The 25617-nt window shown below is 38.4% G+C and carries 27 protein-coding genes and 1 tRNA gene; 1 reads left to right on the top strand and 27 read right to left on the bottom strand.

Features of this window, described 5'->3' with window-relative positions; all coding sequences use genetic code 11:
- Positions 1-110 precede the first annotated feature (110 nt).
- The 23 genes from groES to recG form a co-directional block, all read right to left on the bottom strand.
- Positions 111-392 (bottom strand): co-chaperone GroES, encoded by a 282-nt coding sequence (gene groES, locus AAAT26_RS01765; RefSeq protein ID WP_004696047.1) that lies wholly within the window; start codon positions 390-392, stop codon positions 111-113.
- A 131-nt stretch (positions 393-523) separates the two neighbouring features.
- Positions 524-1102, bottom strand: a complete 579-nt coding sequence (locus tag AAAT26_RS01760; RefSeq protein WP_004696048.1) for an ANTAR domain-containing response regulator — start codon at positions 1100-1102, stop codon at positions 524-526.
- On the bottom strand, positions 1103-2494 hold the full coding sequence (locus AAAT26_RS01755) for a sensor histidine kinase (RefSeq protein ID WP_195395083.1): 1392 nt from the start codon (positions 2492-2494) through the stop codon (positions 1103-1105).
- Between the two features lie 2 nt (positions 2495-2496).
- Complete coding sequence (gene tsaD / locus AAAT26_RS01750; protein WP_287501567.1) at positions 2497-3528, bottom strand: tRNA (adenosine(37)-N6)-threonylcarbamoyltransferase complex transferase subunit TsaD; 1032 nt, start codon at positions 3526-3528, stop codon at positions 2497-2499.
- Complete coding sequence (gene rimI, locus AAAT26_RS01745) at positions 3525-3974, bottom strand: ribosomal protein S18-alanine N-acetyltransferase (RefSeq protein ID WP_004696055.1); 450 nt, start codon at positions 3972-3974, stop codon at positions 3525-3527. The genes tsaD and rimI overlap by 4 nt, the downstream gene beginning before the upstream one ends.
- Positions 3974-4732 carry a tRNA (adenosine(37)-N6)-threonylcarbamoyltransferase complex dimerization subunit type 1 TsaB gene (tsaB, locus tag AAAT26_RS01740; protein WP_349208780.1) on the bottom strand — a complete coding sequence of 253 codons (759 nt, stop codon included), beginning with the start codon at positions 4730-4732 and terminating at the stop codon, positions 3974-3976. Before tsaB ends, rimI begins: the two co-directional genes overlap by 1 nt.
- On the bottom strand, positions 4716-5210 hold the full coding sequence (gene tsaE / locus AAAT26_RS01735) for a tRNA (adenosine(37)-N6)-threonylcarbamoyltransferase complex ATPase subunit type 1 TsaE (RefSeq protein WP_008601112.1): 495 nt from the start codon (positions 5208-5210) through the stop codon (positions 4716-4718). The genes tsaB and tsaE overlap by 17 nt, the downstream gene beginning before the upstream one ends.
- Positions 5200-6180 carry a thiamine-phosphate kinase gene (gene thiL / locus AAAT26_RS01730; RefSeq protein WP_316138582.1) on the bottom strand — a complete coding sequence of 327 codons (981 nt, stop codon included), beginning with the start codon at positions 6178-6180 and terminating at the stop codon, positions 5200-5202. The genes tsaE and thiL overlap by 11 nt, the downstream gene beginning before the upstream one ends.
- A 112-nt stretch (positions 6181-6292) precedes the next feature.
- Positions 6293-6853, bottom strand: a complete 561-nt coding sequence (locus AAAT26_RS01725; RefSeq protein ID WP_077708482.1) for a GerMN domain-containing protein — start codon at positions 6851-6853, stop codon at positions 6293-6295.
- A gap of 3 nt (positions 6854-6856) precedes the next feature.
- Complete coding sequence (locus AAAT26_RS01720; RefSeq protein ID WP_316138581.1) at positions 6857-7954, bottom strand: N-acetylmuramoyl-L-alanine amidase family protein; 1098 nt, start codon at positions 7952-7954, stop codon at positions 6857-6859.
- Between the two features lie 245 nt (positions 7955-8199).
- Positions 8200-9144, bottom strand: coding sequence for a ComEC/Rec2 family competence protein (locus AAAT26_RS01715; RefSeq protein WP_004697472.1), 945 nt, complete (start codon positions 9142-9144; stop codon positions 8200-8202).
- Positions 9141-10718: an NAD(P)H-hydrate dehydratase gene (locus AAAT26_RS01710; protein WP_349208779.1), complete on the bottom strand. Its 1578-nt coding sequence runs from the start codon at positions 10716-10718 to the stop codon at positions 9141-9143. The genes AAAT26_RS01715 and AAAT26_RS01710 overlap by 4 nt, the downstream gene beginning before the upstream one ends.
- A 1-nt stretch (position 10719) precedes the next feature.
- The gene (acpS, locus tag AAAT26_RS01705; RefSeq protein ID WP_077708486.1) at positions 10720-11091 is read right to left on the bottom strand and encodes a holo-ACP synthase; all 372 of its coding nucleotides are present in this window, start codon (positions 11089-11091) and stop codon (positions 10720-10722) included.
- Positions 11092-11159: 68 nt separating this feature from the next.
- The gene (locus tag AAAT26_RS01700; RefSeq protein WP_008601125.1) at positions 11160-11951 is read right to left on the bottom strand and encodes a hypothetical protein; all 792 of its coding nucleotides are present in this window, start codon (positions 11949-11951) and stop codon (positions 11160-11162) included.
- Between the two features lie 94 nt (positions 11952-12045).
- Positions 12046-12129: transfer RNA gene (locus AAAT26_RS01695), tRNA-Leu, on the bottom strand.
- Positions 12130-12183: 54 nt separating this feature from the next.
- The gene (gene surE, locus AAAT26_RS01690) at positions 12184-12945 is read right to left on the bottom strand and encodes a 5'/3'-nucleotidase SurE (RefSeq protein WP_004697320.1); all 762 of its coding nucleotides are present in this window, start codon (positions 12943-12945) and stop codon (positions 12184-12186) included.
- A gap of 17 nt (positions 12946-12962) precedes the next feature.
- Positions 12963-14225 (bottom strand): glycosyltransferase family 2 protein, encoded by a 1263-nt coding sequence (locus AAAT26_RS01685; protein WP_004697272.1) that lies wholly within the window; start codon positions 14223-14225, stop codon positions 12963-12965.
- A gap of 19 nt (positions 14226-14244) precedes the next feature.
- Positions 14245-14916, bottom strand: a complete 672-nt coding sequence (gene pssA, locus AAAT26_RS01680) for a CDP-diacylglycerol--serine O-phosphatidyltransferase (protein WP_077708488.1) — start codon at positions 14914-14916, stop codon at positions 14245-14247.
- Positions 14909-15550 carry a phosphatidylserine decarboxylase family protein gene (locus AAAT26_RS01675; protein WP_004696080.1) on the bottom strand — a complete coding sequence of 214 codons (642 nt, stop codon included), beginning with the start codon at positions 15548-15550 and terminating at the stop codon, positions 14909-14911. The genes pssA and AAAT26_RS01675 overlap by 8 nt, the downstream gene beginning before the upstream one ends.
- Positions 15551-15564: 14 nt before the next feature.
- Positions 15565-16287, bottom strand: coding sequence for a WecB/TagA/CpsF family glycosyltransferase (locus AAAT26_RS01670; RefSeq protein ID WP_077708489.1), 723 nt, complete (start codon positions 16285-16287; stop codon positions 15565-15567).
- Between the two features lie 15 nt (positions 16288-16302).
- Complete coding sequence (guaB, locus tag AAAT26_RS01665) at positions 16303-17757, bottom strand: IMP dehydrogenase (RefSeq protein WP_004696085.1); 1455 nt, start codon at positions 17755-17757, stop codon at positions 16303-16305.
- A gap of 76 nt (positions 17758-17833) precedes the next feature.
- Positions 17834-18019, bottom strand: coding sequence for a 4-oxalocrotonate tautomerase (locus AAAT26_RS01660; protein ID WP_004696087.1), 186 nt, complete (start codon positions 18017-18019; stop codon positions 17834-17836).
- A gap of 130 nt (positions 18020-18149) precedes the next feature.
- Complete coding sequence (gene recG, locus AAAT26_RS01655) at positions 18150-20192, bottom strand: ATP-dependent DNA helicase RecG (protein ID WP_077708490.1); 2043 nt, start codon at positions 20190-20192, stop codon at positions 18150-18152.
- Between the two features lie 223 nt (positions 20193-20415).
- On the opposite strand from recG, the gene rpmB reads away from it, so the two are divergent.
- Positions 20416-20604: a 50S ribosomal protein L28 gene (rpmB, locus tag AAAT26_RS01650; protein WP_008601135.1), complete on the top strand. Its 189-nt coding sequence runs from the start codon at positions 20416-20418 to the stop codon at positions 20602-20604.
- 84 nt (positions 20605-20688) lie between these two features.
- Here the strand turns inward: rpmB and AAAT26_RS01645 are convergent, their stop codons facing one another.
- The 4 genes from AAAT26_RS01645 to ppsA all read right to left on the bottom strand — a co-directional run bounded on the left by AAAT26_RS01645 (position 20689) and on the right by ppsA (position 25616).
- Positions 20689-21678: a deoxyguanosinetriphosphate triphosphohydrolase gene (locus AAAT26_RS01645; RefSeq protein ID WP_077708491.1), complete on the bottom strand. Its 990-nt coding sequence runs from the start codon at positions 21676-21678 to the stop codon at positions 20689-20691.
- Positions 21675-22496, bottom strand: coding sequence for a pyruvate, water dikinase regulatory protein (locus AAAT26_RS01640; RefSeq protein ID WP_008601139.1), 822 nt, complete (start codon positions 22494-22496; stop codon positions 21675-21677). Before AAAT26_RS01640 ends, AAAT26_RS01645 begins: the two co-directional genes overlap by 4 nt.
- 10 nt (positions 22497-22506) lie before the next feature.
- Positions 22507-23136, bottom strand: coding sequence for a helix-turn-helix transcriptional regulator (locus AAAT26_RS01635; RefSeq protein WP_004696095.1), 630 nt, complete (start codon positions 23134-23136; stop codon positions 22507-22509).
- Positions 23137-23234: 98 nt separating this feature from the next.
- The gene (ppsA, locus tag AAAT26_RS01630) at positions 23235-25616 is read right to left on the bottom strand and encodes a phosphoenolpyruvate synthase (protein WP_195213178.1); all 2382 of its coding nucleotides are present in this window, start codon (positions 25614-25616) and stop codon (positions 23235-23237) included.
- Between the last annotated feature and the right edge of the window lies 1 nt (position 25617).

Here is a 25617-nt window from a genome sequence, read left to right as displayed (position 1 = left end):
GTATTACCTCCTAAATAGTAACACTATCCAATGTAACGAAATATATGTGCCCTTAGGCAATATAGAATGTATCATCAGTTTTTATAGTCATATAGACTATAAATCAGCGATTATAATACTGCTAAAATATCGCGTTCGCTAATAATCAAATGAGTAGCGCCATCGATTTCTAATTCGCTACCAGCATATTTTGCAAACATAACAGTGTCGCCAACTTTAACTTCTGGAGCTACACGTTGACCATTGTCATATACTTTACCAGCACCTACAGCTACAACTACACCTTCTTGAGGCTTTTCTTTAGCTGTATCAGGAAGGAAGATACCACTTTTAGTTTTTTCTTCTTTTGCTTCTAGACGGATAAGAACGCGGTCAGCTAATGGTTTTAACATATAATGTCACTCCTTTTTACTAGTTAATCTCCATAATTTATTAGCACTCTAACTCATTGAGTGCTAATTACAAGTATTATTATAACCGAAGTTAAAATAATTGCAAGTACTAATTTTGATTTTTTGACTTTTTAGATATTATTTGACTTATTAGACTGTTTAATGATGAGATTACATGTTTCTATAATAGATATTTGTTTATTCATACTTAAGGTGCGGATGCGATTATACGCTTCCACTTCAGATATAGAATATAGTTCCATTAATATACCAGTTCCCTTTTGAATGATTTTACGATCTTCTAATGACTGTTCTAGCTCAGCCATCTTTTCGCGCAACTGAGCATCACTTTTATAGCGACCTAAAGCCATCTCTAAGGTAGGAACTAACTGTTCCTCCCGTACTGGTTTAATTAAATAGCCATATACACCAGAATCTCGAGCCTTATCGATTAAATCTTGCTGGCTATAACTTGTTAATAATACTACAGGTGCTTCATGGTGAAAGCCAATTTGACGTGCCGCCTCAATACCATCTAATTCTGGCATCTTAACATCCATCAATATAATATCTGGCTTATGTTTTTTACAAAGTGCTAAAGCTTCAACACCATTTGTACCTTCTGCAACGACTTCATGACCACAAGACTCAATAATATCTCGTAAATCCATACGTATTAGGGATTCATCATCCACGATTAAAACGCGCATTTATGCCTCCTTTTTCATATATATCGTCACCAATACACCTGTTCCAGTATTTTCTATGGATAAACTTCCTTTTAATTCATGAGTAACTAAATTATTAATAATTGTTAAACCTAACCGTTTATTAGAAGAAACAGAGAAATCACTAGGCAATCCTTTTCCGTTATCTGTAAAAGCCAGTTTAATTGTACTACCTGCATCAGTAACTGCTAGATGAACATTTCCACGATTCCCGTCTAACCCATGTTCTAAGCTATTCGTAATCAATTCATTAATTATAAGAGATACATAACTCGCCATATGAGAAGAAATTAGCATATCTTCGCCACTGTAAGTAAAAGTAACCTCTTGATCTTGTCGCACCATACTCATACGCAACAAACGACATAATTCATCGTAAATTGATCGGATACCAATATAATCCTCATCGTAATGAGACACTATATCGTGAACTAGAGCCATGCTCTCGATGCGATTAATCCCCTCTTGAAGTGCTTGCTTTACATCTGGCAAGCTAGAGCGTCTCGCCTCCATACGCAATAACCCTGCTACAGTTTGTAAGTTATTTTTTACACGATGATGAACCTCTTTGATAATGGAATTTTTAACCAATAATTCTTGTTGCTGTTTACTTTCACGAGTACAATCATGAAGAACTAAAAAGCACCTCGTTTCATTGCGCCCCATAGCAATAGGAATCATGTGCTGACGAATTACCATATCTTGATAGATTTCTTCATTTGTACGTATACTTCTATCTAATAATACTTGCTGTATAGCGGACATCTTTAAGGTACTGCTAAAAATTGATGAACCTACCAATCGACGATCAAAGCCTAATACATCTACTAACTTCATAGCTGCATCGTTAGCATACAGTATTTTATAAGTGTCGTCGAAAATAATTAAACCATCAAAATAGGACATGGGTTCGTAAGACACTATTTGTTCATCAGTAGCTGTCAGCATAAGACGTTGCATCGTATCAGACAAAACGTATTCTTGCTCATATTGTTCTGCCTTAATAGATGGTGATAATGTAAAAGATATCCCCCCAATAATACGACCTCCGTTGTCTACGATAGGAAAGACATGTTGACGCTGCTTGTCATCTAACCCGATAAGTGGTTGACCATCTTTCATCATAGCATGCCACGTATGACTGCCTTTTAATTGACGTGTAGTAATCCCTTGATCACTGCGTTCTATACATAGCATATCTGCACATTGTTGTGATCTCTCACCTTGTCCTGTCTCTAGTAGGGGTGTAAAAATCTGTATCCTTTGACGAGTTAAAGACTCGCCAAAGGATATGAGTTTACTAATATGCTCAAGTAATGAGGTTTGTAATGGTCCTAATGGTGTTCTATTTAAAATATCTTGACCAATATCCACGATTACTCCTCTTTCCAAGATACGTATCCAATTTCAACACTAGGCTTTGCATTCAATGTTAAATCGCCAAATTTTCCGGCCTGCGCCATATAATAAGCTCGGCATCCAATCATGGCCGCATTGTCAGTAGACAAAATTTTATGTGGTTTGTAATAAGTAAAACCTTCTTCTACACACATAGCTTCTAAAGCCTTTTGTAATCCTTTATTAGCTGATACACCGCCAGCAATAGTAATACGACTTTCACCTAAAGTATGTGCGGCATCTTTCGTCTTTTCTACTAACACATCTACGATGGCCTTTTGAAACGATGCGGCCACATCAGCTTGATTAATAGGCTCATTCTTTTGTTGCTTACTATTTAAATAGTTTAAAACTGCGGATTTCAAACCACTAAAGCTAAATTCAAAATTACCTGGCTCACTTAAAGCCTTTGGAAATTCAATAGCCTCTGGATTCCCTTCAGCAGCAAGGGCATCGATATGAGGGCCCCCTGGATAAGGGAATCCCATAACCCGTGCAATCTTATCAAAAGCCTCGCCAGCTGCGTCATCTCGTGTTTGACCAAGAACATCAAATTCTTCATATCCTTTTACATGTACTAACATGGTATGACCACCAGATACAACGAGACTTAAAAACGGAGGCTCCAGTTCTGGATTAGCTAAAAAGTTAGCAAAAATATGACCTTCCATATGGTGCACTGGCACCAAGGGAATCCCTGTAGCAAAGGATAACCCTTTTGCAGCAGCTACACCAACTAATAAAGCCCCTACAAGACCTGGCCCATACGTAACACCAATATGATTGATATCTTGTAGAGTCACATTCGCATCACGTAATGCTTGGTCTATAACAGGTATAACTTGTTCTATATGATGACGTGATGCAATTTCAGGTACAACGCCACCAAATTTTCTATGTATTGGTACTTGGCTTGAAATAACATTAGACAAAACGGTGCGCCCGTCCTTAAGGACAGAAGCAGAGGTTTCATCACAGCTACTTTCCAAGGCTAATGTGTATATACTCATTCTATTTCCTCTGAAACGAGAGACATAATATAAGCATCTTCCGTAGGCTCTGAATAATAATCTTTACGAATTCCTTTTACAGAAAATCCTAAATTTCTATACATAGCCAATGCTGCTAAATTAGATATGCGCACCTCTAAGAAAATTTCTTTCATACCTCTCGTAAGACATTCATCTATTAATTGCTTGGTAAGTTTTGATCCATATCCCTTACCTCGTGCGGAAGGAATAATAGCGATATTCGTGATTTGACCTTCATCGTATACAAGCCAAGCACCTGCATATCCAACAATTTTGTTCTCCTCACAAATTACCATATATAATTTATTTGATGCCCCTTCTAACTCAACGAGAACAGATTCTAAACTCCAAGGAACAGAAAAAGACTGTTGTTCAATAGCATAGATAGCTTGAGCATCATCTATTGTAGCCAAACGAATCTCCATTATTCGACTCCCGCTGCCTCAGTAACTATAACTGCAGGATTTTGGTTCAACATTTCAGGATTATCCTTATGGCGTTCTTCCCATAACACTTCTGCTTCTGAGCGTCTAATATAATAAGGAACCATATCCATAGGGTCAGAACTCTCTTCAGAGTCTACCAATCTACGGCCAGCCAGTAATAGAGAACTAGCTTTTGGAATACGTTGCGATATATCTAAAATCGTTAAATTTGTATCACTTTCATCTAGTAGCTTTTCTATTCGCTTAACGCCATCCCCAAGGAACACTACATGTTCTTCAGATACTCGGAGTCGATCTAATAAATTATTAGCAGCAATGACAAAAGGTTCCTCTTTGCAGACTAGTTCATTACCATCATATTTGTAGATACCTGCATAAACATTTTTTTTCTGAGCATCGATAATAGTACAAATCGTGCGGTCTGTATAAGCTACATTACGAGCTAAACTATCCATGGTCATTACACCATATAAAGGAATTTGTAAGGCATAAGCCATAGCTTTGGCTGTCCCCATACCAATCCGTAGCCCTGTAAAAGAACCAGGCCCAATGCTAACCATAATACCTTTTAATTCACTTTTTTTAACTTGAGAGGCTCGTAATAACATATCAATATGAGGTACCAACTGCTCAGAATGAGTCAATCCAGCTTGAATGGTCAATTCCCCAATTAGGCAACTTTCATCCATTAAAGCCACACTCGACACAAGTGAGCTCGTCTCAATTCCCAACCACATATGGGCCTCCTATTTCTACTAAATCATCCGCTGTAAGGTAATCACTAACTAATGTAATGGATCGGCTTGTATCATCAATGCGCGTTAAATAAATCCATAGTGTTTCATCAGGCAATTCATGAGGAAATTTATCAGCCCATTCTACAATGGATACGCAATCTTCTGTATACTCATAAAAGCCAATATTTTCCAGTTCACTAATATCTTCCAAGCGATATACGTCAAAATGATATAAATGAGTTCGATTCACATCATAGGTATTCATGATGGCAAAGGTAGGACTTGTAATTTCTTCAGTAACCCCAAAGCCCTTTGCAATTCCTTGCGACAAATGTGTTTTTCCTGTCCCCAAGTCACCAACTAGTGCTATACAAAGAGGGTCCCCATTCTGTTTAACCCATGCACCTAATAATTTACCAAATTGTTGTGTATCTTCTACTGTATAAGTCTTTAAATGAACCTGTACCTTATCCTTCATGAAAATGATTATATCCTTTCGCTTCTACAGTCTTAATCGTTTTATCAGGTGTTACCATTTGAACCCGTGGTGGGCCAGATAAAACTTCTCCAATCAACGTAATGCCTGATAGCTTTTCCAATTCCGAAAGTAGTGATTTTGGCGCCGTAAAGACTAACTGAAAGTCTTCTCCACCATACAAAGCATAATCTACTGGATTAGTTTGTAAATGCTTAGCTAATTCGTAAGTCTCCTCGTGTAGAGGGATTGCTTGTTCTTCAAATACAATGGAAACATTACTAGCTACAGCGATTTCATTCAATTCACTTCCTAGTCCATCGCTAATATCATTCATACTATGGATACCAAGTCGTCGCAATTTTTGCCCCAATTCAATCTGTGGTTCGGGACGTTGATGCCCCACTTTGGTCATATCATAGCCTACTAAATTATATGATAACGCTCCTAAGCCTGTAGCTGCATAACCTACATAGTTTGTAACACCTACAACATCTCCTACTTTCGCACCACTTCGCATAACCGCAGTGCCTTTAGGAACCTCTCCGATAATTGTTACAGTCCAAACCATGGGCCCTTCTGTACGTACCGTATCTCCACCCAATATATTGAGTTGATATCGCATACATTGATCTTTAATTCCCCTATAAATTTCATCAAGAATGACTGTATCAACATGGTCTGGTGCGGCTACAGATAATACAATTTGTCTAGGAATGCCACCCATAGCCGCAACATCACTTAAATTAGCCGTCATAAGGCGATACCCTACATCATAGGGCATCATATAGTGAAAGCTAAAATGAACACCTTCCACCATTGTGTCAGTGCTTATCAATTGCTCTGCATTTTGTTCTGCTTTATAAATAGCACAATCATCACCAATACCATACACTACAGTATTAGGATTATATATTGTGTTATCTTGAATTTGGCGAATGAAATTAAATTCCCCTACATCTTTTAATTGCATCTGATCACCTAGTTTCCGTTTATTACTTATTGTATTGTAACATATATAAAAGACAACAAAAATAGCAGATAGTTGATATAACAACTATCTGCTATAAATGTTCTTAAAAGAATTATTTTTTAATTAGATTCGTCATTCTCTTAACAGGTTCTTTAGTATCAAAGGAACCTACAGTTGGCACCTTTTTACCATTATTGACAAATAGAACACCATTAATATTATCAAAGGATGTCAATGTATTTACAATAGCAGCCATTTGTAATTTAACAGTTAAGTCTCCGCCATTACCCTTTACGAATGCATCATTTACTTCAACAGAAGCAATACCATCTTTTACAGTAACAGATGTAATTTCAATATCCTTAGAGAAGACTGGGTATTTTTGTGCTCTATCGGCATTTAACATTGCTAAAAGAGCTGCTTTAGGCGTAACTTTATTCGCCTCCATCTCAACGGTAGTTTGTTTTACCCCAGAACCATCCTCTGTAGGAACAAAGAAGGCCATCTTAACCTTTTCTTGAGATACTTTACTTGTTTCTGCATCCTTATTGACTTTCGTCTCTTGCGTAGGTTCACTTTTACCTGTTGTAGGAGCTTGTTCATGTGTACAACCCACTACAAATGCCAGCATACCTACACAGAGAATCGATAGAACTTGTTTACGTAATTTCATCGATTAACCTCCAAAGTAATTAGCAATACCATTTGCAATGCGGTTAGCAAAGTCTTCTTGAGTTTGAGGAGATTGTAGCACACGTTCCTCATTAGGGTTAGAAATAAAACCAAGCTCTACAAGAATTGCAGGCATATTAGAATGTCTCAACACGTATAAGTTACCTTCTTGAATGCCACGATCACCATTGAAACCAGGTGTGTTAGCAATTTGAGATTGTACCTTTTGTGCTAATCGAGCATCGTTACCGGTTTTGCTATAGTAATATGTTGCAATACCACCAACGCTAGGATTATTAAATGCGTTGATATGAACGCTTACAAGAGCATCAGAATTACTACGGTTAGCCACGTTAACACGAGCCCCCAATTCATCAACACCGCTTGCATTAGGGCCATATACATCTACATCGGTAGTACGAGTCATAAGCACTTTAGCACCACGATTTTCTAAAGATTTTTTCAAATACATGGAAATCGGTAGTGTAATGTTTTTCTCTTGTACGCCGTGAGGTCCAATAGCACCAGAATCACTACCACCATGTCCTGGGTCAATAGTAATTGTTTTGCCAGATAAACCACCGCTAGTAGAGTATTTGCCAGATCCTGTAGGTACATTTTTTGCTGGATGCGCAGATTGAGATGGCTTTTTACCATAGTAAGCAGGCTTAGCTACAGCACCTTTTTTCTGAACATCAACAACGATACGATACGGTTTCTTATTAACCGTATCTTTTTTCAAGGAAAAAACCTTTACATCACTAGTATCAATAGATGAAGGTGTCTTGATTGTTACTTTAACGTCTCTGCCATCTTGTGAAAGTTTAGCAGAGCTAGCAATAGCTGAGTCCATAGAAATGTTCTCTTTAGCCGTCTTTAGCTTTGTATTCTTTAAAGTAACAGTCGTAGTTTTCCCATCTTTGCTAATTGATGCAGATGCCTTTATAGGTGCCGATAAGTCCATAACAATACGAACATATGGTACAAGTGCATCTGTTCTAGTCACCCATCGAGCATCTTCCAAATTAGCTGCCTTTGCTTGAGTCAATAATAAAGGTATCGCCATCAAGACTGCAAGGCACATTAAAAATAGTTTACGCAATACATTCACTCCAATCTAACTGACATACATAGTGTCCAAACCATAGAGATGAGTCGATGATATTTTTATCTATCAAAATCTCATCGTTCCAATCTATCCATAAACTAATGTTAGATTATAAATAGATTATTTCATACAAACATGAAGATTAGTATGCCGATTACACATATTACTATATAAAGACCTTATACAGAATACACAAAAAACAGTTTCATAAAAATAATTTTTTGTATAAGTAATCAAAACTAACGTTCAGTTGTAATTTGCCATTCATTCCCATCCGTACTAATATGAATACGTCCCATCGTATCTGTACGGTAAATAGCAATATTATTTTCCTGCAAGCGACGTAATGTCACATCGTGAGGATGACCATACTTATTATACATGCCATTTGAAATTAATGCACTTTCAGGCTTAATAGATTTCAAAAAATCTTCAGAACTACTTGTACGAGAACCGTGATGACCTACCTTAAGAATACGAGCAAACAATCTGGAATTCTGCTCTTTTATAAGTTTTTTCTCTTCTTGCCATTCAGCATCACCCGTGAAGAGCATAGAGAATTTACCGAAGATTAATTTACCTACAATAGAATTATTATTAAGATCTGTCTCTCCTTTTTTATCAGTTAAAGGTTCAACCCAAGGAGCATATACTACAAAGACAGCACCATGTCCAAAATCAACTACATCTCCACTTCTCAAAGTAGTTCGTTGAATTTTATTTTTCTCAATCCACTTTTCATAAGTTTTGTACATATTATTATCAACAGCAATACCATCATCATATACATGTTCAATAGGCATAGCCTTTGCAATAGCATAGAAACCACCCATATGATCAGCATGAGGATGCGTGATAATAATATTTTTTAGCTTTGTTACACCCATAGTTTTAAGTTGAGCTACAATATTTTCACGATGTTCTATATCACCAGTATCGATCATGCTATACTCATCGCCTACCTTAAGTAATATAGCATCCCCCTGACCAATATCTAGCATATATACATCTAGCTTACCTTCAGGGGTAGTCGTTTTAGTATCGATTGAGTAAGTCCCATTAGCGTTAGTAGTTACTTGATTTGCTGCGTTTGCTACATCATTATTTGTGCAGCCTGCAATGGCGAAGATAGGAATACATAATACTAACAAAAAAGCTATAAAGCGTTGTATTCTATTTGTCATTCATAATCTCCCAATAATTCACTAACCACGAAGCCTAAAGAAGCACTGACATCACTCGGAGTATAACCCCAACTCTTTGTTTCATTCAGAATATCTGCACTACGACTATGTACATATACACCGAGAACAGCACTATCTTGTAGTGAATAACCCTGACTTATAAAACCAGCAATTACACCAGTCAGTACATCTCCCATACCGCCAGTACCCATGCCCGCATTACCGATAGTATTTACATACACCGTTCCATCAGGTAATGCCACAATTGAAGGAATTCCTTTTAGTACAAGAATAACTTGATGAGCCTTAGCAAATTCTCTAGCCAACGTGATATAATGACGCTCAATCCACTTAATAGATAAATCAATAAGTCTACTAAATTCACCTAAATGCGGTGTCATGACACAATATGGAAATTCTCTTTCCACTGTATATGCAGACTCAATATCACTATCTCGCAAAGCATCTTTATTAACACAACCAACATGTCCCAAGGCATACAAAGCATCAGCATCTAGTACTAATGCTCCTTCGTAAGCTTCTAAGATATGATCCACTAAATCACAGATTTCACGGGTGCGACCTAAACCAGGTCCCATAGCAACAACTTGACGACAATCAAAAAGTTCTTTATTAGTCTCTGTGGAAGTAACCATCACCTCAGGTATGACACGGCTTTGTACAATCTGTTTAATTATTTTGGGTACAGCTAATGTTACTTTACCAGCACCACTATGAACTGCCGCTTCAGCAGCCAAAATAGGGGCTCCTATCATATCATTTGAACCACCAATAATTAAAGTGTTTCCATTGACACCTTTATGCGCCATTGGCGTACGATAGTTGATAATTTTTTCGGCTAAATCAGAATCAATGGTTATAGTTCTAACACGTTCACCCAGTACCTGCTGCCAAGGAGCACCCAATGGAGCAACCACAGCGGTTCCTCCTACAGCCTTTCCGGGATATAATAACAAACCTTGTTTGATAGCTCCAAAAGTAACAGTATAATCATAGGTCAGTGTGCCTTCTGCTACATGACCAGTAGTAGCATCCAAACCTGCAGGTACATCAATAGCCCACAAATCAAAATTATACTGACTACGCATAGTATCAATATCATTCAATATATCGATGGTCACCTCTCTTAACCTTCCAGTAACGCCCGTTCCCATGATGCCTTCCACAGCGATGGCTACGTTGGACCAATCATTGAATTCATCATACATATCGATGCTACAGCCCATAGCTTTGCAGCGCTCAATTTGCACTGCAAAAAGATCACTACACTTGTTTATATCTCCTACTAGTACAATTTGTGCTGGTACGCCTTGCTCCATAAAATGGCGAGCCGCTACAAGGCCATCTGCCCCATTATTACCCGTACCACATATAAATAAAACAAAACTATTTATGGAACGACCATTATTCAGGGAAAATAAATCGTACTCTCCCCATAAGGCATCTACGATACCACGTCCAGCATTTTCCATGAGGATTTCTAAAGAAATTCCTAATTGCTTAGGAACCTCTCGATCTATAAATCGAGCATCTTCTGTAGTTAAAATATTCATCTTATGCTCCTTCAAGTATAACTGTACTCATTGCATAATCCTTGCAATGACTAATCGATACATGAATATCAGTATAACCTGATGTTTCGTAAATATCTTTGAAAGTATCTTGTAAACGAATTAAGGGTGCGCCCCATTCATCATGATAAATCTCTATATCTTGCCATGATCCATACCTCATCCCTGTACCTAAAGCTTTAATAAAAGCCTCTTTTGCAGCATATATACCTGCAAAGGATTCGTAGCATCCTTTATTCCGACTTTTACAATATTCAATCTCATGAATCGTATAAACGCGCGCTTTAAATGAACTTGATTTCTCTATAGCTTGACGTATACGGTCAATCTCTATAATATCATTCCCTAATTTCATAATAGCTCCTAAAATACTCTAATACTATTATTATACACTCATAAAGGGGATTAAAACATAGGTAGTATCTAGACATTTACCGAAAATGGTAGGCTAGACAAACTATATATTTCAACTTTACCTTTGCGATTAACCGCCATATACATTTGACCATTTCGACAATCCATGTCTTCTACTTCCATTCCAGAAGCATAAGGGCTAATATTTTTAACAACTCCCTCTTCATCGACGTATACAAAGGTTGTCAACGTCGTAAATAAAGTATTTCCATTAGTTGCGTAAGCACCGTTATTATTTAAGTTTGTATGATTAGCATCAATTTTATAAGAACGAATACGATTAAAATTGGAGTCGTAATAATTAATTGTCCGTTCAGAGTTTGTTAAAGGCACAATTGATACATATTCATTGCGTACTTTATCATATGCAAAATTAAAAACTTTCTCTTTTAGTTTAATCGGTGCTTCAACAATCATGCTATCCGCTTCAATAGGAGTAAGGTTATATCCATTTACAACAGCATTTGTTGTATAGTAACGATTATTAACAGAATTATAAGTTAAGGTATTCATATGACCTAATAAACTTTTATAACTATACTCATATTTTGCAACAACAGTAAAAGTTTTTGGATTAATTTCATAAATAATTTGCTTCGTATTATCTGAATTAATACAAGCTAAAGCAAAAACGTCTTTTTTGGAATTATAACAAAATCCTTGGCACTGATTTACAGATCCATCTAATGGTATTTCTGCCAAGCGAGATAATGGCAATGGCATCTGTACAGCGCTAACCTGTTGAGTAAGTTTAGGAATATCAAAGATATTTGTAATATAATCAATTACACCTTGATCCATACTGTCACCTCATGAAATTAATAATGTATATTATAGTATATAAATTCATAAATATAAAAATAGGCGGTAAGACAAAAGTCTTACCGCCTAATGTTGGTGCCGGAGGTGGGACTTGAACCCACACGGTGTTACCCGCTTGATTTTGAGTCAAGTGCGTCTGCCATTCCGCCACTCCGGCGTATCGGAACATTTGTTATTATACAGACATCCCTAAGCAATGTCAACATATTTTTTATATTTCATCTAAAATATTTTGAACCCTTTTCATATCCGTATCACATTGTTGTTTCCATGTGAGTGCGACACCTGTAATATAGCCTTTACGGGCAAATTCTACATCCGTAGGAACACTTTCAGCACCATAGTCTAGCTCGCCAGCTAACCAATAATAATCCTGTCCTCTTGAATTAATACGAGCTTCGATAATATTACTGTAGGTTTGTAAGCCTTGGCTCACCATTTTAAAATGATCCCAATCACATGTGCCACGTAATGGGAAGTTCACATTTAGTAAACCGCTAAACTGGCCCGCCACATAAATTTTCTCAATCAATTCATGTATAAATGGATGCATCTCGTCTCCCCGTTCAACAGAATATCTCTCAACAGATAATGCTAAACCGGGAATACCGTAAAAACCACTTTCCATAGCTGCCGAAACAGTGCCGGAATACAATACATCAGAGCCTAAATTAAATCCATGATTAATTCCAGAAATTACAAGATCTGGCATATCATCAGTCAATAAATAACTGAGACCGAACTTCATGCAATCGGACGGCGTTCCCGTTAGAGCATAAAGGCGAGGATTTTCATCCTCGCCATTGCAAGCATCTAATTTCAATGGAACCTCGGTCGTCAATGCATGAGATTTAGCACTTTGCTCATTAGCAGGTGCTACAACGGTAATTCTATAATATTGACTTAAATACGATGCAAGATGACGTAAACCATCTGCTAAAATGCCATCGTCATTACACATTAAAATATGCATAGTCACTCCTACAGATTCTATTTTTCATTCTTATTCATATTGCCCATACGTGTTAATTTAACATCATCTAAGCCCACAGCTCTCGTATGGACTGTATGAGACCATACCTTATTATGACGGCGGAACCACCCTAAAATATTTACTGGAATCCAAGAGTAAACAAATAATGGATATAGTAAATAGTAGAACCAAATCTTTGGTGGTACCTTGATTTTCAACAATACAATTAATGGGAATAGATATTGACCAACACCTATAATTGTCCATACAGACATAGGCATAATTTGATACAAAATATTTGTATAAATTGGAGTATACGCATTGATGTAGGATAACACCAAGTATACGGTTGTCAACAATAAGAAATAAGGTTGACTCACTTGGAATATACCATCCAAAATCATAATATTCCCTGTTTTGATACCAATAGCAAATAATTTAGGAATATATCGACCCGCACAGTCAAATTGCCCCTGAGCCCATCGTAAACGCTGTCTGCAAGAAGCCATCATAGTCGTAACCTTTTCATCATATACGATAGCATCATGCCCCCAACAAGTACGGATACCATGAGTCAATAGTTTCATGGAAAATTCCATATCTTCGGTTAAGCTATTGCAATCCCAACCGTATTCGCGAATAATAGATGTACGAATACACATGCCTGTACCACCTAAGGCCGTAGATAATCCAAGACGATATTTTGCTAAATGCCACATATGGTTAACCATCCAAAAGGCGATAGAGAACGTACCGGCTACCCAAGAGTCAGTTGGATTTTTAGAGTTCAAGTAACCTTGAATTACAGACTCACCTTTTTCAAGATGATCATTCATTTCTAACATAAATTGAGGATGTACTAAATTATCGGCATCAAAAATCAGAAATGCATCATATTTCCGATCCATTTGTTCTACCCGATCAAACATCCACCCCATGGCATAACCTTTACCTATTTCTTGTTTATTTTCACGTACATGTACATTAGCGCCAGCAGCACTTGCTACTTCCGCAGTCTTATCTGTACAGTTATCGGCAACTACAAAAATATCGTACAGATCATCTGGATAATCTAGGCCACGTAAGTTTTTAACTAACTCACCAACAACAGCTTCTTCATTATGAGCGCATACAACGATGGCAAAGGAATTTTTAGGGGTATAATTTTTATGTACTCGCGATCGCCACATACCTACGACAGCGAGTATAAAATAATAAACCGTATAAATTACGATTATTACCTGCATAGGAATCAGTAATAGATCCAGTAGGTAATTCATACTATTCTCCTCCACACATCTATTTACGCACTATATTTAAAGCCCCGTTAATAAGCCCAAACATTACATAGCCAGCAAAAATCATAACGGCCCATGTATGCCAATCATACACGAGACAAGCTACAACAAATATGGCTGTGAGTACAATAGAAAGCTTATTGATATAAATCTCACTTTTACCTTTAAAATCGGGATATTTAACTTCACTAACCATAAGGAGACCTATACCAATCATACAAACTACCAACACAAATTGAGGTACCGATACGCCACACAATACGTAGGTCGCTGCTAAACATCCAGCGGCTGGAATTGGTAAACCTTCAAAATAGCCATGAACTTCGTCAGTTTTAATATTAAATCGCGCTAAACGAAATGCACCAAGCACTGCAAAAGCTAATAGTGGCACATATGCAATCCATCCTAAACCATATAATTCTTTCATATAAAGCATATAGGCAGGCGCTACACCAAATCCCACTACATCAGACAGAGAATCAAGTTCCCGGCCCATTGGTCCTGCAACTCCTAAAGCTCTTGCTACACGCCCATCTAACCCATCTGCTACTAAAGACAATAATATACATATGGCTGCGCAGAATGTATTATTAGTAGCAGACAATGTAATACCAAGAACACCAAATGCTAAGTTTGCACTAGTAAATAAATTTGGAATAATAGATTTATTCATGTCGTAACCTCCCGATAACAGTATCACCACCTGTAATATGTTGACCTTTTTCCACGAACAACTCTACATCCTTATCCATATAGAGCTCAGTACAGGAACCGAACTTAATCATCCCGTACAACTGACCACGTTCAAGTACACTATCTAGGTCTGTCCAAGATACGATACGTCTTGCTAAAAGGCCCGCAATTTGCGTTACTAATACGGAAGTACGATCATTTTCAATACAAATAGTATGACGTTCATTTTCAAAACCTACATCATCTTTGAATGCTGGTAGGAAACTACCCATCGTATAGTGACGGTACGTAATTTTACCATCAATAGGCGCACGATTAGCATGTACGTCAAAAACAGATAAGAAAATAGTTACTTTTTTACACTCTTTATGTAAGTAAATATCTTCGTATACATCAGAAATATCCATGATTTTACCGTCCGCTGGGGATAAAATCAAATCTGGATCTTGAGGGATTACACGTTTAGGATTTCTAAAGAAATTGACGAAAAATAATGCCAGAATAAATGAAATAATCGCAATTACATAATGTCCTAAATATCCTAACACCACAGTGATAATGAGCATAGCTCCTATCAGAGGAAACCCTTCCTTAATTATTGGTCCTGTAGGCACGATTCAACACTCCTCTATTTATTTCTAATAACGGTCCACATAAACTTTGGAATAGCCAACATGCGGCCAATCCGTTGAGGTTCTAAATATAATCGATACAACCATTCAAGTCGATTTTGTTGCATCCATTCTGGGGCCCGAGGAATATTACCTGCCAAGACATCAAAGGAACCACCAATTCCGATGGCAACTACGCCATTGAGGTGACTCAACTTTTCTGCAATCCATTGTTCTTGCTTTGGCACACCTAAGGCAACAAATACTAATTTTGCCTTAGATTCAGCTATAGATTTAATGATTTCTTGTTCCTCTGCACTATCAAAGAATCCGTCATGAATTCCTGCTATATTTAATACACCTACCTGAGCAGATACATTATCAATCGCTCGTTGAGCAACACCAGGTGCCGCCCCCAAGCAGTATACAGGAATTTGATGAGTCGCCGCAACTTTAAACAATTCCATAGTTACGTCTACACCTGTTACGCGTTCAGGCACATGTTCTCCTTGACGCTCTGCAGCCCACAAAATGCCAGCCCCATCGGGAACGACGAGACTAGCATTATTCAATATGGAGTGCAATGTAGGATTTTCATTAGCCAACATAACCATTTCTGCATTAGCCGTTGCTACTAAATGTAGCCCCGGCTGTTCAGTTAATTGCAAAATACGTTGGACTGCCTCATCCATTGTGACGCAATCGATAGGCACAGATAAAACAGAAATACGTTTATTCAATGTAATACTCCATTATCAACCACTATAATTTGGTGCTTCAACGGTAATGCTTACATCATGCGGATGACTTTCTTTCAAACCAGCCGCTGTAATTTGAATGAATTGAGTGTTTTCAATCATTTCTTGGATGTTATGACATCCACAATACCCCATACTTGCACGCAAACCACCAACCATTTGGAAAATTGTATCGGCCAACATACCTTTATATGGTACACGACCTTCTATACCTTCAGGAACTAATTTCTTAGCTTCTGTTTGGAAATATCGATCTTTACTACCGAGTTTCATAGCCCCTAGACTACCCATGCCTCGATATACTTTATAAGAACGGCCTTGATAAATCACTGTTTCTCCAGGGCTTTCATCAGTACCCGCTAAAATATTACCCATCATAACTACATTAGCACCAGCCGCAATAGCTTTAGCAATATCTCCAGAATATTTAATCCCCCCATCAGCAATGATAGGAACTCCATAGCGACGCCCCACTTGAGCAGACTCATAGACTGCTGTGATTTGAGGTACCCCAATGCCAGCAATGACACGAGTTGTACAAATAGACCCAGGTCCTATACCAACCTTAACTGCATCAGCTCCAGCTTCGATAAGAGCCTCAGTGCCTGCTGCAGTTGCCACATTACCTGCAATTACAGGAATGTGAGGATACGCTTGTTTAATGTCCTTCAACGTACGAAGAACACCTGCAGAATGCCCATGGGCAGTATCAACAATAATTACGTCAGCTTTAGCAGATACAAGCGCATCAAGTCTATCATACAAATCTTGAGAAACACCTACTGCAGCACCAACTAATAATCGGCCACTACCATCCTTTGCTGCATTTGGATATTTAGTCGCTTTTTCAATATCTTTAATCGTAATTAAGCCTTTTAAGTTACCGTCGCCATCTACAAGAGGTAATTTTTCAATACGATGTTCGCTTAAGATAGCTTTCGCCGCTTCAAGAGATGTACCTTCCGGTGCAGTAACTAGGGAATCTTTTGTCATACATTCCCCAATTTGTCGGCTTAAATCAGTTTCAAAACGCATATCGCGATTTGTAATGATCCCTACTAGTTTACCATGTTCTGTGATAGGTACACCAGAAATTTTATATTTTTCCATAAGTTCTGCTGCATCGGATAGTAAATTTTGAGGGCTTAAGAAAATAGGATCAACGATAACACCGTGTTCAGAGCGTTTTACCTTGTCAACTTCATGAGCTTGCTCTTCAATAGACATATTTTTGTGGATAACGCCAAGACCTCCTTCACGAGCCATAGCAATCGCCATCCGTGATTCAGTAACCGTATCCATCCCAGAACTAATCATAGGAATATTTAATGTAATGTCACGAGTTAATTGAGTTTTTAACTCTACTTGATTAGGCAGTATATCAGAAGCTGCTGGTATTAATAATACATCATCAAAAGTTAGTCCACGCATACCGAATTTATCGTCTCTCATATTTCTTTCCTTTCCGTATAATAAAACAAAACTACGACCCGCCTAGTCCCTATGGACTAGGCGGTCAGTCGTAGCCTTAGCGTTCAGACCGCAAAATGCCGCCTTCCATATAATCGTCTTTTTTCATATCTACGAAGATAACTTTTACTGCATCAGCAGGAACATTTACGATATCAACCGCAGCCTTTGTAATTGCTTCACCTAATTGTTTCTTTTGTTCTTTTGTACGCCCTTCGACGAGCTCTACATGAATAATTGGCATATTAACCTCCATAGATGAAAAATGAAATAAATTGTTTGTTCTATTATACGGTATGAAGGACATATAGACAAGGAAAAAGCCAGATAAAATCTAATATTATCGATGCTTATATACTTATTAATCCTACCTCTTAATTATACAATATTCTTAGAAATTTTTCACCAAATCTTTTTTCTAATTCTTCTTTCATGATAGATTCTAATTTTTCTATTCCGAATTGATTTGCAAAATCTAGTACATCCTTGCGAGCCTCTACTAAAATTTCAATATCTTTGATAATATTAGCAACGCGTAAATCTGGCAGCCCCGATTGAGCTAATCCAAATAATTGACCAGATCCGCGAAGCAATAAATCTTGCTCTGCAAGCTCAAATCCATCCTGGATTTGTTCCATCAACTTTAAGCGCTCTTGACTTACATCATTTTTAGAATCACTAACAAGAATGCAATAGGACTGATGAGCGCCACGACCTACACGGCCCCGCAGCTGATGTAGCTGAGATAGACCAAATCGCTCTGCCCCTTCAACGCACATAATGGTCGCATTTGGCACATTAACCCCCACTTCGATAACTGTTGTAGAAACAAGTAATGAAATTTCACCCCTATAGAAGGCATTCATCACTTCATCTTTTTCACTCGGCTTCATACGACCGTGAACGAGGCCCACTTCATAGGCCTTATAAAAGTACTCTTTTAATTCTAGATACAATTCCTCAGCGGCTTGCAAGTCTAATTTTTCGGATTCTTCTACAAGAGGGCACACCACGTAGACCTGACGCCCCTCTGCCATTTCCTTACAAAAGAAAGTGCGTAATCTCTCTTTATAAGAACTATCTACAGCATATGTTTTAACAGGTTTTCGCCCTGGTGGCATTTCTTTAATTAAAGATACTGCTAAATCTCCATATACGGATAATGTCATGGTACGAGGGATTGGTGTAGCCGTCATGATAAGTACATGAGGATATGTTCCCTTCTGTTGCAATCTCGCCCGTTGATCTACGCCAAAGCGATGTTGCTCATCGACGATAACAAGGCCTAGATTATGAAAATTAACCCCCTCTTGAATAAGAGCATGGGTTCCAATAATCATATGAATTGTTCCATCAGCTAAGCCTTCATAGATGCGTTCTTTTTCCTTTTTCGTGGAGGATCCAGTTAATAGTTCTATAGTAATACCTAAATTAGCACATACAGTTTGTATCCCTTCATAATGTTGAGCCGCTAAAATCTCCGTAGGAGCCATAATTGCCCCCTGATACCCATTTTCGATGGCTTTTAATAAACTCAGGGTAGCCACAACGGTTTTACCAGAGCCTACATCACCTTGCAACAACCTTTGCATAGGTCGTTCGTCTTCCATATCGATACGAATATCCTCTAATGCTCGTTGTTGATCACCTGTTAAGGAAAACGGTAAATTCTCTATACACTGAGCCATTAGTTCCCCATTTGGTCCCATTTTAGGCCCTCTGTGGCATTGTTCTTTATTTCGCAACAAAGCTAAACCAGCTTGCATGACGAACAACTCTTCATAGGCCAATTGATAACGAGCCTTTTCATAGAGCTCTGAGGAGTCTGGGAAATGCATCATCTTAAAAGCATCATAGCGACTCATATAATGATGATCATCACGAACCTCCACAGGTAAAATCTCTGGTAATTCATGGTTAGCTGCGAACCAATTACGTACAGTTGAACGAACCACAAACTGAGATACCCCATCAGCAAGCGCGTAAATAGGAACGATACCTCGATCTGGTTCACCACCGTCTCCTAAGTTTTCCATTTGCGGTGTATTCATTTGCATGGAACCATATTGAAACTCAGCCTTACCATATGCATATATACGTTGTCCTTTTTTGTAAAAGTTTTTTTTATACCCTTGATTAAACAAAACAATCTTCAAAGGACCTGTGCCATCTGCAATGACCACCTCTAAAATAGACAATCGAGGGCGAGGGCGTTTCTCTTGTACAGCAATAACAGTACCTACGATACCACCTGTCATACCTGATTTTAAATCACCAATTCTATAAATCGTACGCCGGTCTTCATAGGTTCTGGGAAAGTAAGTCAATAAGGATGTAACATTGGTAATTCCCAATTTATGCAATTGTTTCTCACGACCAGGACCAATTCCCTTTATAGTCGTCAATCGTTCATCCATAAGAACTCCTTTAAATATACGATAAACACATGAGATATATCCAATTTTTGTATATCCTTGTGTAAAAGTCCATTTATATCTTAGAATATGATATATAGTATACCTTATATTGTAGTATATTTCATAAAAAGAGCAATATGTACGACAAAAATACTTGCTTTAAGCTATTCTTTATGATAATATACTTTTGTTATGTTATAGATTAAGCTTGGAGGTGGAAACTATGGCAAACCTTTGCGAAGTATGTGGTAAATCCACATCTAGCGGTATGAACGTGAGTCATTCTCACATTCGCACAAGAAAAACTTGGAAACCGAACATTCAAAGAGTACGGGCGGTTGTAGACGGTGCTACAAAAAAAGTAAACGTATGCACTCGCTGCCTTCGTTCTAATAAAGTTACACGCGCGTAAAATAAAAAGTACATGTACTCTTTGGGGTTCTAGAGCCCCAAAAAAGCAGTTAGTTCATTTTGAACTAACTGCTTTTTTTGTTATTTATAATGTAATATTTGGAATATAATATTGCTTAAATAACTTAATAGCATATTGATCTGTTAAGCCTGCTACATAATCAACTACATCACGTGTAGAGTAAAACGCTTTACCTGTTTCACAGCCTTCCATATCATCAGGGTGTTCCATGAAGTGAGTAAATAGATTTTTCACCACATGGGATGCCTTTTTGCGATCCGGAATTAAAGCTGGTGCCAAATATACATGTTTAAACATAAATTGACGGAATAGATTCATCGTCATTTCCACATCAGCAGACATAGATATAGCTGGCTTATCCAAGGATTCCCGTACCATATCCTCTACCATTGCAGTAATCATACTGGATGGAGTCATACCAAAATGTTCGCGCACTTCAAAAGGCAACGCCTCTGCCGTCAACATACCTGCTCGCTGTGCATCATCAAAATCATGGCACAAATACGCAATACGGTCTACAATACGAATAATTTGACCTTCCAAGGTCACAGGAATTGTAGCTCCTGTGTGACCTACGATGCCATCTCGAACAGCGGTGGTTAAATTGAGTCCTTGATGATCACCATGTCTTTCTAATACCTCAACCATGCGTAAACTTTGCTCATTATGATTAAAGTGCCCCACCATATCTCGCAATGCATATTCACCTACATGACCAAATGGTGTATGTCCCACATCATGACCCATGGCAATAGCTTCCACAAGGTCTTCATTTAAACGTAATGCACGAGCCACAGTACGACCGATTTGACCTACCTCAAGGGTATGAGTCATGCGTGTCCGATAATGGTCACCTGGCGCAATATATACCTGTGTCTTATGCTTTAACCGTCTAAAACATTTACTATGAATGATGCGATCCCGATCGCGTTGAAACGCGGTTCTAAGTGGATCAGGCTTTTCTTCTATATCACGGATTGCATCGCGGCTTTTAGCAGCATAGGGAGACAGAAACAAAACCTCCCTCTCCTCTATTTGTTCACGTATATTCATTTACCCTCCGACGCGCGATTTTTATCAATCAATTGCATGACAAGAGAAGCTGTTTCTTCAATGGATTTATTAGAAACATCTAACACTTGGCAGTGCAAACGACGCATAATAGCCTTTGCATAATCCAATTCAGATTGAATACGCTCAATAGATGCATAATTTGCTTCGTCTTCAAGACCGATAGCGCGTAAACGTTCACTACGAATATTATTTAATTTGTATGGATCTATAATAAGGCCCACGATTTTTTTTGCCGGAATCTTGAACAATTCCTCTGGCAACGGTACCTCTGGAACTAGTGGCAAATTTGCGGCTTTAATCTTTTTGTACGCCAAGAACATGGACAATGGTGTCTTACTAGTTCTAGATACACCAATAATAACTATGTCGGCCTTTTCAAAACCAGATGGATTTTTACCATCGTCATATTTCACGGCAAACTCAATAGCTTCAACCTTTTTAAAATACTCTTGGTCGAGCTTATGAACCATACCTGCTGTCATGCGAGGTTTAGTAGTTGCGATAGTACCAACTGCATCGAGAACAGGCCCCATGATATCCACAGCCGGAATATTATATTCAGCCACCTTCTCATGCAAATACTTACGTAAAGACGCAGACACAATGGTATGGCAAATAACATGATTCCCACGTTTTGCGTCGTCTATGACCTCATCAATTTGGCTTTCACTATCAATATAGGGAACACGGACAATTTCAATTTGCTCCTTATCATATTGACTCGCCGTAGCTCTCGCTACAGCCTCAGCAGTTTCCCCCAGAGAATCCGATATTGCATAAATAATTTTTTCTGCCATTCTATCAACCTCAGTGTATGCTACATTCTAAAAATACTTTTGCTACCGTCGTTTTTGATACACGGCCCACAACCTTTAAACGCTTCTTGTTACCCACATCCTCACGAGCGACGACAGGTAAACAATCTACTTCATAATCTATCATTTTCTGTGCAGCCTCTACCAAAGTATCAGTAGGCTCCACCGCTATAACCTTGCTTACAGGGGTCATAATCATAGATATAGGCATGGTATGCGAATCTGTTTGTCCCATAGAGGCGCGTAGTAAATCTTTTCGAGATACCACACCTACTAGGTATGAACCATCACACACTAATATAGTACCTACATCCTCTGTAAATAATGTGACAATTGTATCATACAAACTCGTATCCCCATTGACCACAACTGCTTGAGATAATACATCACTTACCAGAAATGACTTTAATCGCTCAGCCGTTTGTGTTTCCTTTGAAAGTCCAACATAGTAATAGCCTACGTTTGGACGTGCATCTAACACACCTAACATGGTCAATACAGATAAATCTGAGCGCAACGCAGATCTTGTGACCTCTAAATGTTCAGCAATGGCACTACCTGTTACAGGACCTTCTTCGCGAACGATTTGAGCAATTTGTTCTTGTCGTTTCGACAGTTTCACACGGTAACCCCCTTTCATCTCTGTTTGTATTATATCCTAAGTTACCATTCAGAAAAAGAGGAGACCCACAGGCCTCCTCTTTCACCATAACTATATTATTACCAAATTAGTTCGTCAGATTCTTGACGACCACGACCAGTCATAGCATCGAGCATAATTCGTTGTTCGATTTGAGCCACCATTTTCTTAGTATTAACTACTGCATCTGGGTTAACAGAAATAGAGTCGATACCACTCTTCACAAGGAATTCGCAAAGTTCAGGATATACGCTTGGCGCTTGGCCACAGATAGATACAGTTTTACCATCTTTATGGGCCACCTCAATGAGGTGACGAATTGCTCTGCGAACTGCTAAATTACGTTCATCATAGATATGTTGAACTGTTTCGTTATCGCGATCACAACCGAGTACAAGCATAGTCAAATCGTTAGAACCGATAGAATAACCATCTACATATTTATTAAATTGATCAGCTAAGATAATATTGGATGGGATCTCAGCCATGAGCCATACTTTAAAGTCTTTGCTGCGTGCAAGACCTTCTTGAGCCATTAAGTTAGTTACTAATTCAGCTTCTTCCACAGTACGGCAGAATGGAATCATAACTTGTAGATTTTTGAAACCAAATTCGTTACGCACTTTTTTGATTGCTTCTAATTCTAATTTGAAAGCAGGTGTGTACTTAGGATCATAGTAGCGAGATGCGCCACGCCAGCCAAGTAATGCACTGGATTCATGCGGTTCATATTTATCGCCACCTTTAAGGTCACGGTATTCACTAGATTTAAAGTCGCTCAAACGAACTACTACTTGGCGAGGGGCTAATGCTTGGCATACTTTACGCATACCTTCCGCCAATGTATTTACAGCAAAGTCACTGCGCCCTGTTTCGATAAGGTGCAATGGATGTTCATGAATAAAGGTTGTCCAAATGAACTCTTCACGCATGAGACCGATGCCATCACATGGTAGTACACCATATTTTTGGGCCAAATCAGGATCACCTAAGTTCATATAAATCTTAGTGCCTGTTACAGGCACATATTCAGCTGCTGCCCCTGTAGAAACTTGAGCTTCAGGCTTTTTAACGATATCTTCTAATACGCCATCATATACGATACCATTTGTAGCATCAACGGTAATCATTTGACCATCTTTAATAGAGGTAGTCGCTTCATGACTACGGCTCTTAGTACCTACGATACAAGGAATACCAAGCTCACGGCTAACGATAGACGCATGACAAGTCATACCACCAGCGTCAGTAACAATTGCTTTTGCCTTTTTCATGGCTGGCACCCAGTCAGGAGCTGTCATAGCTGTAACAAGAATTTCGCCTTCTTTGAACTCATCGATATCCTCAGGATTGATGATAACGTGAGCTTTACCTGCTGCATTACCAGGGGATGCTGGCAAACCTTTTACAATAATATCACGATTACCTGCATCTAATGTGCTAGCTTTTTCGGACGTTTCTGATTTTTCTTTGCGGGACCAAACTGTTTCTGGACGAGCTTGCAAGATCCAAATCTTGTCATTGCGTTCATCTACGCCCCATTCCATATCCATGTAGCAACCATAATGCTTTTCAATTGCTTTTGCATATTCTGCAAGTTCCAAAACTTGAGCATCTGTAATAACTTGTTGTTTTGCTTCGTCAGCTGGCACCACTTCTTCAACACAGTCACCATCGGCTTTACGAACAAGGCGAACATGTTTATCGTTAATCATACGGTCCGTAATTTCCATCTTTTCTTTATCCACACGGAAATTATCTGGTGTAACCGTACCTTGTACAACATATTCACCAAGACCCCAAGAGCCTTCAATAAGAATATTGTTATCATTGCCTGTTACAAGATCAACAGTAAACATTACGCCAGCTGCTTTAGAGAATACCATCATTTGAACTGCAGCACTCAATGCTACTGTCATATGATCAAAGCCTTGTTTTACACGGTAATATGTGGCACGATCTGTGAATGTAGATGCGTAGCATTCTTTTACTTTTTCGATAATTACGTCAGCACCGCGTACATTTAAATACGTATCTTGTTGGCCTGCGAAGCTTGCATCTGGCAAATCTTCTGCTGTTGCACTAGAACGAACAGCTACAAACGGATTTTCTTCGTTCACTTTTTTACCAAGTTCTTCATAAGCATGACGGATAGCATCTGCCAAGTCTTTTGGCATTTCTTCCTGACAAATCATGCGGCGAATCTTAGCACACACTTCGCGCAATAATGCAGAATTTTCTACATCATCTAAAGCATCAAGCTCAGCCCGGATTTTATCTTCCAAACCTGTAGTTTTCATAAACTCACGATAACCATGGGCAGTTGTTGCAAAGCCATAAGGTACAGGTACATTAGTGGAGGATGTCAATTCCCCTAAAGAAGAAGACTTGCCACCTACTAAATTAACATCTTCACGTTGTAATTCATCAAACCAAAGTACGTATGCTGTTTCACGATTCATG

This window comes from Veillonella parvula, from assembly GCF_040094895.1.
GTDB classification, from domain to species: domain Bacteria; phylum Bacillota; class Negativicutes; order Veillonellales; family Veillonellaceae; genus Veillonella; species Veillonella parvula_L.
The sequence above is the reverse complement of the archived record's forward strand: the minus strand, read 5'-3'. Positions and strand labels throughout refer to the sequence as shown.